Origin of the sequence: Ancylomarina longa (genome assembly GCF_003996985.1) — a bacterium.
Lineage (GTDB): Bacteria > Bacteroidota > Bacteroidia > Bacteroidales > Marinifilaceae > Ancylomarina_A > Ancylomarina_A longa.
In genome coordinates, this window is sequence record NZ_RJJX01000008.1 from 35,191 (window position 1) to 48,534 (window position 13,344).

Consider the following 13,344-nt stretch of genomic DNA (forward strand, 5'->3'; position numbering starts at 1 on the left):
TTTATATTTTATGACGAAAAATAGATCTTTTGCAGTTTTAACTGTGAGGAAATTGGTGTTCTGTTTCCTCTTTCTGATCTATTCCCCAAGCTGTTTTTCGGCAAGCATTTTAATCCCAATGGATGATGCTCAAAAGAATCATTTAAAAGCATACGGAATCGCTTATTGGACCCTCAATAAGGAGTATCAAATCTATTGGCTTTTAAATTACAGAGGTGGTTCTTTTTTACTTCCTTTTCAACAAAATTTAAAGGATGAATGTCAAATCCGTGGAGTAAGTTTTTCCGTTATTAGTGATGCAAGTGTACAAAATATCATGTCTGAAATTTCGAGACCCGATATTAATATGGATGCTGTAAAATTGGAAAAACCACCGAAAATTGCAGTCTATACTCCAAAGGGCAAAAAGCCCTGGGATGATGCGGTTACCATGGCCTTGACTTATGCCGAAATTCCCTACGATGAAATCTATGATGATGAAATTATGGAAGGAAAATTGACAGGCTATGATTGGCTGCATCTTCATCATGAAGATTTTACCGGTCAGTTTGGGAAGTTTTATGCTACGTACCGAAACATGAAATGGTATAAAGATGAAGTACAGCTTAACCTCGATAGAGCACATCAGTATGGGTTTTCTAAAGTTTCTGATTTCAAAAAGGCTATTGTTTTAAAGATTCGGAATTTTGTAGGAAACGGTGGTTTTTTGTTTGCCATGTGCTCGGCAACAGATACTTTCGATATCGCCCTGTCTGCCAAAGATACGGATATCTGTTCTGATCCATTTGATGGGGATCCAATGGATCAGGATGCTCAGGAGAAATTGAATTTTAAGGCCACTTTTGCATTCACCAATTTTACGATCGAGAAAAATCCTTTGGTTTACGAATTCTCTGATATTGATGTAACACAAACTCGTACTGTCAAGCGCGATGAGGATTATTTTAGCCTATTCGATTTTTCAGCAAAATGGGATCCTGTTCCCTGTATGCTATGCCAGAATCATGTGAACCTCATTAAAGGATTTATGGGGCAAACCACCGCATTTAAAAAAGATCTGATCAAGCCAGGGGTTTTGATATTAGGTGAAAATCGTTCTGCCGGAGAGGCCAAATACATCCATGGGGAATATGGAAAGGGAACCTGGACTTTTTATGGGGGACACGATCCGGAAGACTATCAGCATTTGGTTGGAGATCCGCCTACCGATCTCGATTTGAAGAAAAATTCGCCAGGTTATCGGTTAATTCTGAATAATGTGCTGTTTCCTGCAGCGAAGAAAAAGAAGAGAAAAACCTAAAAAACAGACAAAAAGAAAAGGCTGCGTCCCCTAAACGCAGCCTTTATATATCAACATCGGATGTATTGTTTTACTCAATATATTATTAACCATTTGTAATCTATTAACCTAGTAACTTAACTAACCCTTTAGAATTATTTACGAAAGTTACGATACAAACCGATGGTTGATAAACAAGAACTTGTTTTGCATGCCAAGTCTTGTTTTTATTACTGGCGCAAATGTAATTCATGTTTTCTTATTAATCTAACGTATAATCGGTTTTTTTGTTCGGAAATGTTAAAAAACATTAACTGTAGATTACAATCCGTAAGGTAAAGCTGCTACGCAACATATTACAGAATCGCTTTAAGTTCAATAAGATCCTTTATCTCGTAAGTAATATCACTATTGTGCTTTATATTAAGGTTATTGAAGTATATCTGATCGATATGAAATGATCTTGCTCCTGCAATATCGGTTTTTAAATCGTCCCCCACCATAATACTGTTATTCGGTTCTGCACCTGTTTGTTGCATGGCATATTCAAATATTAATTTGCTGGGTTTATTGGCACCTGCATTTTCCGAGGTGATTAGATGCGTGAAGTAAGAATCTAGTTTGCAATTGGCTAGTTTTTTCGATTGCACCTCGTTAAATCCATTGGTGATAATATGTAGTTGATAGCCTTTCTCCTTGAGGTATTGTAATGTTTCCTGTGTATTCGGAAAAGTTCTGGTTTGCAAAGGACTAATCTCAATAAAATCAGCAGAAAGATCTTTTGCCATCTCCAAATTATCCCTGCCTGCTTCTTTTAGGGTAAGGTAAAATCTACGGTACATTAAAACTTCTTTTTTAATTCTATCCTGGTAGTAGGCATTCCAGAGCTTGCCATTGTGGTATTCAAACCGAGATTTAAAAAACAGAAAGCTTCCAAATATAGATTGTAATTGATAATCGCGATAAAGCAGATTTAGGCTTGCTTCCGAATTTTTATTGAAATCCCAAAGGGTACGATCTAAATCGAAAAAGATATGCTTGTATTTTAAGTCCATGGCTATTGTTTTGTTCGTATTGCAAATATAAGCGAGGATTTTAAGAATGATTTTTTTTTTTGATTTTAATTGTATTTCGAATTGTGTGGTGCTTGTCTCTAATCTAAAATAAAATATTCACAAATAATAGGGAGTAAGTGACCTCCTAAAATATATTGCTTATTTTAAATACATTATTTGGTCCTTGACATGTTTTTAGAGTCTGTTAATGTAAAATAGGATAAAAAACATTCGGATATTTAATTAACAATACAATAATTGATTAATTTAATGGCTGTCAAACCTAATAAAATCTTATAATATGACTATTGAAAACAGAATAAGTCTTAAAATTGATGAGACTAAACGCGAAAGCATTAAAAATAATCTAATAGGTTTAAAAACAGAATTAAGCCCTTTGTTAGTTGCTCTTTCCCCAAATCAAAAGCGCGACTTACCTAAGATTGGTGAGCATTTAATGAATTTTGTTGAAGAAGCCGTGTATGCTGCAGAACAAAATCTATCTGTGGTGCCTCCTTATTTAAATCTAGAAGAGGTGAAGGTAGATATGAATGCATGGAAATATTTACATTCTGTTAGCCGGGATCTGGAACAGTTACTCAGTTTGTTAAACGATACTGCTACCTTAAGTGGTAGCGAGGCCTATTCGTCGATGTTGAGTTTCTATAATTTTATAAAGCAGGCTTCCAAAGATGGTGTTCCTGGTGCTAAACCAATCTACGAAAATCTAAAACATTACTTCCCCGGGACAGGGAATAAAAACAATAACAAAAAATCAGAAGAAGAATAATAAAAATTAGGGTTTGACAATTATTGAATGGCGACAGATTTATTTTTTTCGTCATTCTGTTTTAAAAAGGGGAAGCTTTTCGGATATATTGAAAGCTTTTAATACTTGGATTAAAGCTTTTGGAAAAAAGAGGAAAGCTTTGCTGAATTTACCAAAGCTTTGATAAAAAGATCAAAGCAATTGGTTTTTTTATCAAACGTTTGATCAATTTACCAAAAGCACCTCTAAAATTATCAAAGCTTTAATGTTTTTCTCAAAGTGTTTCATGAAAAATCCAAAGCTTCCCTAAAATCACTAAAGATTTCACAAATTTGCCAAGAGCTTCCCTGAAATTGTCGTTGGTGTATTGTATCGGGTAGTTGTACCTATTGAATTTAAAGAAAATTGCCAATGCACTAAAGGTGTTCTAAAATTCGATTCTAATTATGGTTTTAAATGCAGTTTCCGTATTTAAGAATTTGCGAAGGATCTCATTTCCTTAAATTTTGGATTTCAGGAGATTAAAATTAGACTGGGTTGTATCTGTAATTTCAATTAAAAATTAAACAAAACTTACTTTTCTTCGTAGATAGGTAATATTGAATTAAATATTTTTAAATTTAGCGATTAATTTTAATCTAGTAAGCTCGTAAAATATTTGCTTATGACCACTTCTACTTATACTCCTTCTTCAGGTTTTGTGCTTCGGTTTGTTTTGTTTTTATCAATTCTGTTCTGTTCGGTAGTTTCTAAGGCTCAAACAACCATATGGAGCGAGGATTTTACAGGTAATAATGGGAATGTGGCGGAAGTAGGAGGATGGACTACTTCCGGGTATGTGGGTGCTTATTGGTTCAAGGTTCAGAATGAAATGCTTGAAATTCGAGATAACAATAGAAATCAAGCAACCTGGACAACGGATGTGATTGATATTACCGGATATACATCACTTGCTATATCTATTGATGTACAAGAGTCAGGAACTTTAGAACCCGCAGGTAATGCTGATGAGGATTTTGTTCGATTTGAATATCGACTGGATGGGGGTACTTGGACTCAGTTTTATCAAAAATATGACGATTTTCCCAGGAATAATACCTTTATAAATGCATCAACAACCGTTGCAAATGGGACTAGCCTGGAACTTAGAGCTACTTTTAAAAATGGTCAGGGTAATGTAGAGTATTATCGAATTGATAATATAGAAGTTACAGGAGATAATGGTGTTGTTTCACCTTATTGTGATTCTTATGGTAATGTTGTATATAATACAAGTGTAACACAGGTCGATTTTAATACTATTAGTAATTCCAGTGGTAAATCAGCAGCCTATTCCGATAATACTTCGCAAACTACTGATATATCTATAGGCTATCCATACGATTTAACAGTTAATGTAAATACTGATGGCAATTATCGAATATATGCCCGTGCTTGGATTGATTGGAATCAGGATGGTGATTTTAGTGATACGGGTGAAGCTTTTGATTTAGGGAATGTAAAAAACACGTCAAATGGTGCAACAAATGCTTGTCCTTATACAATTACAGTTCCTGCAAGTGCAACGCTTGGTACTACACGAATGAGAGTTGCCGCTAAGTATAATGCATATCCAAACGAATGTGATGTTGACTTCGATGGTGAAGTTGAGGATTATTCTGTTAATATAATACCTCATCAGCCAAGTGTTAGCTTGTCAGCACTCACTAGCAACATCAATGAAAATGGTGGTTCTACTTCTATTGCTGCTACGATGGATGTTACCTATACCCAGGATGTAACCGTCAATTTAAGCGTTACGGGTTCGGCAGGTTCTTCAGATTACACACTTAGTAGTACACAAATTGTTGTTCCTGCTGGTAGTTTAAGTGGTTCGGTTACGCTTACTGCTACCGACGATGCTTTAAACGAAGGCGACGAAACTGTGATTTTTAGTATCTCATCACTTGTAAATGGGATGGAAAATGGTACGCAACAGCAAACGGTTACTATCGTTGATGATGATGTCCCTTCGACTGATCCGATTCAGGTAGATCGACAAGCTCCGGAAAATGGTTACACAGCTGATGAATTAGTGCAAAATGTATTGGTTACCGGTTGTTTAACTGCATCAAATGTTACTTATTCTGGAGATGAAAGTTTAGGACTTGGTTATTTTAATGCGAGTACCTCAGATTTCCCCCTTTCTTCGGGAATTATAATGTCAACGGGAAAGGTAAGTAAGGCAGAAGGTCCGAATTCAAGTGCGGGAACAAGTGATAATATAGGTCAGGTTACAGGTGATTCGGATGTGAATTATTTAACTGGTAATTCAGCAAACGATGCTCAAATTTTGGAATTCGATTTCGTACCTGCCGGTGATGTCTTAAATTTTAATTACATTTTTGCATCTGAAGAGTATTATGAATATGCTTGTGGAGCTTATAATGATGTTTTTGCTTTTATTATTAGCGGTCCCGGTATTACTGCCGATACAGGCTTATCTGGTAAAAATATTGCTTTGGTTCCGGGCTCAACGAATGCAGTAACTATTAATAATGTAAATGATCAAGGTTGTGGAAATCCAACTTACTATGTAGATGAAACAGGTGGATATGCTACTGAATTTGATGGAAGAACCACTACTCTTACTGCTACAGCCAATGTGCAGGCTTGTCAAACCTATCATATTCGATTAATTATTTCTGATGTAGCAGACGCTAGTTTCAACTCAGCGGTATTTCTGGAAGCAAAGAGTTTCAAATCGAATGAGGTGGTAATCCAAAATGGAATTGGTGTTCAGAATGATGTAGATGTGATGTACGAAGGCTGTACAGGTAGTTATATTAAATTCAATCGTACTCAAGATATTGATGTTAATTTGACATTTGATTTAAATGTTGGTGGAACTGCAACAAATGGAGTAGATTATTTATATGTAGATGAATTTGGAAATCAAATTGGAGATGGAAAAATTCCGTCCACGGTAACCATGCCTGCAGGAACTTCTGACGTAACTTATTATTATAAGGCTTTAAGTGATGCTTCTATAGAGGGAGATGAGACCTTAAAATTATCTTTCTTGAAAAGTTGCCCTTGTTCTGCTCCGGATTATTACGAAAAAACAATTACAATAGTTGATATTCCTGAAATAGAGGCTTCCCCTACAAGTTTAGTTTCTTGTTTAGGGGCAACACCTGTAGCAACCATTACTGTAAATTTAAAATCGGGTTTGGATCCAGCGGATTACCAATATAGTTTTGACGGTGGAGCTTTGCAGGATAACAATGTTTTTACATTAAATAATCCTGCTGTAGGTTCAACCTATACAGTACTGGTTCAAGATAGGTATGCTTGTAAAAGTGCTACTTTTGATGTTGTTATTCCTGAGGTTACTCCTATTGCAGCTAATGCAGGTCCTGATAAAACGATGTGTGAAGGAGATACACCGCAATTGGAAGGTAGTGGTGGTATTTATTATGAATGGTCTTGTTCTCCAGCTTCAGGCTTGACTTATTTAAGTGATGTTAATGTATCTAATCCAACAGTTGATGCAAATATTCCTTTTGGAACCTATACTTTTACCTTAACAGTTAAAGAATCTTCGTCTTCCTCGGCATCTTGTGTTGATACTGATGATATGATTCTGACAGTTCAAGAAAATTCTCATTTTACTATAAGTACAGATAAACCGGAGTATTGTAGCGGTGAAGTGATTAGTTTGCAATCCACTATTGCTAATAGTAATGTTGGTGATACTTATCTTTGGACACCTTCTGCTGATGTAGCAAATTCTGCCGCATCAAATACAACAGCTACATATAATGAAACTGTATTAAGTGCAAAGGATTTTTCATTAACGATTACGAAGGCGAATGGATGTAATAATACAGAAAATATTTCTGGTGTTTTGATAAATCCTGAGCCAGTGGTATCATTAAATACATCTAGTAATTTGTGCTCAGATGGGAGTAATGGTGAAATTGATGTTGATGTGACAGGAGGTACTCCATATGGAGGAAGTCCGTTCTATGATTTTAGTTGGAGTCATGATGGTACGCTTAATTCGCCAAATGCAATAAATCTTGGTGTTGGTGGATATTCTGTGACTGTAAGTGATTCTAAATCATGCACTAGTTCAAGTAGTTTCACAATTGATGCTAAGCCAAATCCAGTTGGTATTTATCATGATTAATAAAGTATTTGATGACGAATTATTTTACTGACTGTGTATATTTGTAATATTGCAGATAATTATCATTTTTGAAAAGATAGATGTGTCTTTTTTAAATATTGACAAACAAACAATAATAAGTGATTAATATGTATTTGGTCGTGTGTAGTGTAGGTGTATTAGATGTTGATTTAATTTGAGGGATTAAAAGAATTAGTATTTATTATAAAAAACCAAAACACTTTTTGAATAATGTCGTATAGAAACTTATATCTTTAGAAATTTAAATTATTTTAACACATACTATAGGGTTTTAACATTAAAATTTAACTATTGACGAAACATTTCTACATAAAATTTTTCATTCTAGTTTTTCTGATATTTTGGCTTAAAGTTGATCTTTATGCTCAAACTGTGCTATCGGCATCAGAATCAGTTTGTGCTGGTGAATTAAGATCCTATAGGGTAGAAGGGTTTGCTAATTCCAATATTTACTGGACTGTAACGGGTGGTGTTATTATAAATGATGGGGTTTCTCAAGGAACTTCTTTTAATGAAACTACAGTTATATCTGGTTTGGTTTATGAGAGTGTAATCCAAGTACAATGGAGCTCTGCGGGGTCTTATGTTTTAACCGCCAGAGAAGAAACTCCTAATTCTTGTGTTTCTGGTGATCTCAATCTTACTGTTACAGTAAATGCTTTGCCGGATATATCAAGTTTTGGCTTTACAGTTTCCTCTTTGGTCTGTAAGAATACCTCCCCTTCTGTCATCGTAACCGGATTAAGTCCTAATACTGCATACACAATTGGATTTAATGATAATGGGGTTTCGAAATTACAAAATATAACTACGAATGCGAGTGGAGATGCAAATCTGACAGTTGATATTATTACCTCCGATGCAACTTATAATATAGAGAGTGTTGCGTTTAATGATGGAGGAACAAATTGTGTCGCCAATCCTGCACCTTCTCTATTAGCTAAAACTGCGCTCATCGATAATGTTGATCCACTTGTTGCTTGTGTTGGAAATCAAACCAGATCTAATGATGCTGGTGTTTGTTATTATACTGCTTCAGGTACTGAATTTGATTTAGTTTCTTATTCTGATAATTGTACCGTAGCAAGTGTTACGAATGATTTTAATGGAGGAAATTCTTTAAATGGGGCACAGTTTCCTAAGGGTACCACTACCGTGGCTTGGACAGTAACCGATAATTCAGGTAATACCAATACATGCAGTTTTGATGTAATTGTAAGTGATAATGAGGATCCGGTAGCCGATGTAGCCAGTTTATCAGATGTTGTAGCACAGTGTTCCGTAAGTTCATTGGTTGCACCAACCGCAAGCGATAACTGTTCTGCAGTAACGGTTACGAATGATGCAAGTCTACCAATCAATACACAAGGAACCACAGTAGTAACCTGGACATATAAAGATGCAGTAGGCAATTCCAGCACACAAACACAAAATGTAGTCATTACAGATAATACCGCACCGGTAGCAGATGTAGCCAGTTTATCTGATGTTGTAGCACAGTGTTCCGTAAGTTCATTGGTTGCACCAACAGCAAGCGATAACTGTTCTGCAGTAACTGTAACGAATGATGCCAGTTTGCCAATCAATACACAGGGAACTACAGTAGTGACCTGGACATATACGGATGTGGTAGGCAATACCAGCACACAAACTCAAAATGTAATCGTAGATGATACAACAGATCCAGTTTTAGCAGATTTATCCGATTTGAGTATAGATGATTGTGCTCAAGATGAAACCAGTATTCCTCAGGTTAAATCATTTGCGGGGTTAGATTTACCATCAGGGAGATATTCAGACAATTGCTCTTCCACTTTTACGGTTCAGTACAAAATCCAGTTACCTGATACTTCGTATGCGAATAGTTATGGAAGTGCTGCTTTGGGTGCAAGTTCAGCTGCTGATCCTTCAGGATTCGAATTTCCGGAAGGAATATCAACTTTATACTTTAGAGTTTTGGATCAAAGTGGTAATATATCAAATGAAAAAACATATACGATTTCGGTGAATCATAAACCGAATCCATCAGAAATAAATTATTAATTATTTTTAAATATAGTCGACATGAAAACAAATTTTACAAAACTTTTAAGCGTATGCTTTTTCTTGCTTCTAGGTTATGGTGTTATGGCACAGGATATCCGAAGTGTAGGGGAAACGCATGCTTACACAGTTACTCCTGAAAATGGAAGTAACACATTTGCCTGGACTGTTTCCGGATCACAAGGATCGGATTGGGCAATTACTGCCGGAGCTCTTGATCAAGCTTCAGTAACTATTAACTGGCAGAAGCCAGGAACTTACAATTTAAGTTTTACTGAAACTGAAGCTCATGGTGGATTAAATTGTTCTACTAGAAAAACGGCAACAGTAACTGTTAATGCTGACTTTGATGTTGTTATTGCAGATGCTGCAATAGCTCTAAATTGTGCTACACCAGCTGCTACTACAGATGTTACTTTTGTGTTAACCAAAACAAATGGTGATAATGATTGGACATTTGATTATACAACTGTTGGATTGGGAACTGAATTGACAGGAAATGATGTTGCTGCTTCAGGAGGAACACACAATCTTGTTATTTCATTAAATAATGTGTCGGATGGTAGTGATCAAACTTTCAAAGTCCAAATCTCTGATGTTAAGGATAGTTTTGGAAATCTAACCGTTTCGGGTGATGAAGAAACTTCGAATGTTACAATTTATGGTCTTCCAAATACTGGAAATATAACTTTTTAATTAGCATAAAATAAGATAATATGAAATCTCTTTTAAAAGTTTTGATGATTTTTGCCGGAGCATTACTATTTACAAATGTTCAGGCTCAAAATTCTGGAACTAGTCCTTATGCAGGATCAACTCATACTTATACGATTACAAAGAGTAGCATTGCAGCTACAACTTTAGCATGGACAATTTCTGGTGGTACTTCAGGTACAGATTTTAACTTTGTGGGTGCAACAGATGGAACATCCGTACAGGTTCAATGGTTGGCAACTGGAACTTATACGTTGCAAGTAGCTGAAACAAGAACTGATTTAGCTCCTGCACTATCTGGTTGTCCAACAACAAGAACTATTTCTGTTACTGTTACCAATAATACATTTGATGTTCTTGCTAGTCTAGATACAGCAGCTGATGCTTGTGCTACAGTATCTAATCCAGTGACTGATGTTTCTGCAGACGGAAATAATTCTGATGATGTTTTTGGAACAACCACAAGAACCTATACTGTTAGTATGTCTGGCGGTGATGCTGCCAAAACTTGGTCGTTTGATTATGCGGTAAGTGATATTGCTACATCTGATAATGTAGCTGGTGTATTAGTAAATGGTGTCGCTGCTCTTTCTGGAACTATAAATGTTCCTGCAAATACAGCTTCTCAAACTATTACAGTTGTTTATAATACCAATAAAAATACTGTTGGGACTAATGGACAGGATCCTGATTTTGCAATTAGTTTAACTATTTCTAATGCTAAAGATGAACTAGGTACTCCAGATAGTAATGCTGGGAATAATTTAGCTACTTATAATGTGAAAGCTGTACCTGCAACAACAGGTATAACCACTGACTAAATTGAAACTCTGAAAATATTAATAAATCATGAAAAGATTAATTAAAATAACACTCGTTTTAGCAATTTCATTAATTGCTTTTGGAACTTATGCTCAGGATGCAACTCATGCTGTAGGATCTGTTCATCATTTTAAAGTGAATGTGGATACAGATGGAACAACTCATTTGGCAGATCATGTTGGAAATACATACACTTGGGCTGTTTATAAAAGTGATGGTACTACTGCTGCCGCAAGCGGTACTGATTATTCCTTCACTGGTTCGAGTACTGGCGTAGATGTAAATAATGTGGATATTCAGTGGTTAACTGAAGGAACTTTTTTCGTTGAAGTTTCCGAGGCAAATGGAGCTGGAGCTTGTACTACATTAAGAAGAATGGAAATTGCTGTTTCAGCTGGAGCTATTGATCTTGCCGTAATTGCATCTGATAATGCTGGTACTCAAATATTAGGTGCTGCTTTAACAGATTGTAACGACAGTAGTGGTGCAATTATTGATAATGCCACTAGTAATTTTGGAAATTCAACTCGTTACTTCACTGTTTCTATGTCAACAGATGGTCAGGCATGGACTTCCGGTGCATGGGGATTTGATTTCTCAACACTTGCTGGCGCAACAGTAACTACAGCAACTGCTGGAGTAACTATTGGGGCAACAACAATTACGGTTCCTACTGCAACATCTAGTGTAACATTTAAAGTAGAAGTTGCAAATACACCAGGTCCAACTCCTGCAAATGATATAACATTAGGTTTTGTTACATCGAATGCATACATAACAACAGGTGCGGGTAATACAAATGAAGGTGCAGGTAATCTAGCGAATAATACTCCTGATCAATTTGTAATTACTGCTTCACCAAATACTAGTGTGATTGTTATTGACTAAATATTGTAAAGTTTGTTGACTTACATATAGAATCCTTCCCGGATTTCGATCCGGGAAGGTAATTCAAAAATGAAAATAGAAAGATTTGTTAAAAGGTATACTACATAGAATTCTGATTGTCATTGTTTTTACAATGATGGCTTTAGCTTCCGCTAAGGCACAGAGTCCGTATGTTATATTGCCTGGAAGCACGCATAAGCTTACTATAACTGATCATGTTGGGAATACTTATGAATGGAAAGTTTATAAGGTGAACAATTGGACAGATCAAAAAGACGCTTTATTAGCGGATAATGATGGATTGGGAGGAGATGATGACTTTTTATTTGTTAATGGAGAATTTAAAAAAGCTGAAGTTGACATTACCTTTCTTAATGAAGGGAAATATTACGCAATTGTGGAGGAGTACAATACAGGAACTAATTTTTGTTCTTCTCGTAGAGCTATACCTGTTGAGGTATTTGGTAATGAAGCCACTATTGTGTTTAAAGATCTAACATCAGACGATTGTGCTGACCTAGATCCTCAGTTTGCTACGGAAATGGTAGCAATGTTTGATTCAGGTACTCAATTGCCAGAATCACAATATCCGCTTACGGTAAACTATCGATTAGATGGTGATACAGCGGACAGAACTGCAACTGTAACTTTTGCAGATAAATTGCTCAATATAATGGGTGTTATCGAAGATGAAAATAATGATACTATAAATCATATTACCATAATGAGTGCAACCAATAAATTTGGGGGTATTTTGAATGTGGTAACAGGTCAAAAAATTCATACAAGAACAATATTTGCTTTACCAGCAAAACCTATAATAACTGTAACAAATTAAAAACTTAAATATGAAAAAGCTGCAGAAATTATTACTCGTTTTATGTTTTACCATAGGAATGTTGAGTAACACATATGCACAAGTGCCAACTCCAGATGCTACACAAACCGGTGTTGTTGCAGGGGGATCTTTTACTTATACTGTGCCAAATACGGCGGGGCAATCGTGGACTTGGTCTGTAATTAATAGCACTGGTACTGTAATTGATGGTACTGGTGGAGAATTTGCATTGGTTGATGTACAGGATTATGAGAAAAAGATAACATGGAATACCAATGGAACTTTTTACATTAAAGTGGTTACCACTAATACAACAACACTCTGTACCAACGAATATGCAATACAAGTAGATGTATCCTCAAACGATTATACAGTAGCTTATAATGCAGGTACACAAATTGAATATTGTGCTGACGATGCCAATATTGCTTCAGGTATGGAGATTACTCTTGATGTTACCTTAGCTGGTTCTGCTCCTGCTGCAACTTATTATGGTATGGAAGTACAATATAAAGTAGATAGTGGAGCAACTCAAACAGCAACTATTGGAACAGATAATAAATTTAACATCCCAGGAATCACTATTGCTGATGCTGTAAATCCTGGATTTACTACAGTAACAGTGACTTTAGTGCAGGTTAAGGATAAAAATGGTGTTATTTTCAACCCAACTTCAGGAGCAGAGGATATCGTGATTACAGTTAATCCAATTCCTGCTAAACCAATAATTACCTTCTAATA

The 13,344-nt window shown here is 35.8% G+C and carries 10 protein-coding genes; 9 read left to right on the top strand and 1 reads right to left on the bottom strand.

From position 1 onward, the window contains the following. Positions 1–10: 10 nt before the first annotated feature. A complete protein-coding gene (locus tag DLK05_RS07685; protein ID WP_209319778.1) occupies positions 11–1,300 on the top strand; it encodes a hypothetical protein in 1,290 nt (429 codons plus the stop codon). A gap of 335 nt (positions 1,301–1,635) precedes the next feature. Here DLK05_RS07685 and DLK05_RS07690 read toward each other — a convergent pair whose 3' ends face one another. Then, positions 1,636–2,334: a YjjG family noncanonical pyrimidine nucleotidase gene (locus DLK05_RS07690; protein WP_127343430.1), complete on the bottom strand. Its 699-nt coding sequence runs from the start codon at positions 2,332–2,334 to the stop codon at positions 1,636–1,638. Between the two features lie 301 nt (positions 2,335–2,635). Between DLK05_RS07690 and DLK05_RS07695 the strand changes: the two genes are divergently transcribed. The 8 genes from DLK05_RS07695 (at position 2,636) to DLK05_RS07730 (ending at position 13,342) form a co-directional block, all read left to right on the top strand. Further along, positions 2,636–3,124, top strand: coding sequence for a hypothetical protein (locus tag DLK05_RS07695; protein WP_127343431.1), 489 nt, complete (start codon positions 2,636–2,638; stop codon positions 3,122–3,124). Between the two features lie 643 nt (positions 3,125–3,767). Next, a complete protein-coding gene (locus DLK05_RS07700; protein ID WP_127343432.1) occupies positions 3,768–7,277 on the top strand; it encodes a choice-of-anchor L domain-containing protein in 3,510 nt (1,169 codons plus the stop codon). Between the two features lie 312 nt (positions 7,278–7,589). Further along, complete coding sequence (locus DLK05_RS07705) at positions 7,590–9,341, top strand: HYR domain-containing protein (RefSeq protein ID WP_127343433.1); 1,752 nt, start codon at positions 7,590–7,592, stop codon at positions 9,339–9,341. 21 nt (positions 9,342–9,362) lie between these two features. Further along, the gene (locus DLK05_RS07710; protein WP_127343434.1) at positions 9,363–10,037 is read left to right on the top strand and encodes a hypothetical protein; all 675 of its coding nucleotides are present in this window, start codon (positions 9,363–9,365) and stop codon (positions 10,035–10,037) included. Positions 10,038–10,057: 20 nt separating this feature from the next. Then, the gene (locus DLK05_RS07715) at positions 10,058–10,876 is read left to right on the top strand and encodes a hypothetical protein (RefSeq protein ID WP_127343435.1); all 819 of its coding nucleotides are present in this window, start codon (positions 10,058–10,060) and stop codon (positions 10,874–10,876) included. A 28-nt stretch (positions 10,877–10,904) separates the two neighbouring features. Further along, positions 10,905–11,765, top strand: coding sequence for a hypothetical protein (locus DLK05_RS07720; RefSeq protein WP_127343436.1), 861 nt, complete (start codon positions 10,905–10,907; stop codon positions 11,763–11,765). Between the two features lie 85 nt (positions 11,766–11,850). Beyond that, a complete protein-coding gene (locus DLK05_RS07725; protein WP_127343437.1) occupies positions 11,851–12,603 on the top strand; it encodes a hypothetical protein in 753 nt (250 codons plus the stop codon). Between the two features lie 10 nt (positions 12,604–12,613). Beyond that, a complete protein-coding gene (locus tag DLK05_RS07730) occupies positions 12,614–13,342 on the top strand; it encodes a hypothetical protein (protein ID WP_127343438.1) in 729 nt (242 codons plus the stop codon). Positions 13,343–13,344: the final 2 nt, after the last annotated feature.

Coding starts and splice junctions, on each gene's coding strand:
- DLK05_RS07685 (WP_209319778.1), top strand. CDS start 11: ATGACGAAAAATAGATCTTTTGCAGTTTTAACTGTGAGGAAATTGGTG.
- DLK05_RS07690 (WP_127343430.1), bottom strand. CDS start 2,334: ATGGACTTAAAATACAAGCATATCTTTTTCGATTTAGATCGTACCCTT.
- DLK05_RS07695 (WP_127343431.1), top strand. CDS start 2,636: ATGACTATTGAAAACAGAATAAGTCTTAAAATTGATGAGACTAAACGC.
- DLK05_RS07700 (WP_127343432.1), top strand. CDS start 3,768: ATGACCACTTCTACTTATACTCCTTCTTCAGGTTTTGTGCTTCGGTTT.
- DLK05_RS07710 (WP_127343434.1), top strand. CDS start 9,363: ATGAAAACAAATTTTACAAAACTTTTAAGCGTATGCTTTTTCTTGCTT.
- DLK05_RS07715 (WP_127343435.1), top strand. CDS start 10,058: ATGAAATCTCTTTTAAAAGTTTTGATGATTTTTGCCGGAGCATTACTA.
- DLK05_RS07720 (WP_127343436.1), top strand. CDS start 10,905: ATGAAAAGATTAATTAAAATAACACTCGTTTTAGCAATTTCATTAATT.
- DLK05_RS07730 (WP_127343438.1), top strand. CDS start 12,614: ATGAAAAAGCTGCAGAAATTATTACTCGTTTTATGTTTTACCATAGGA.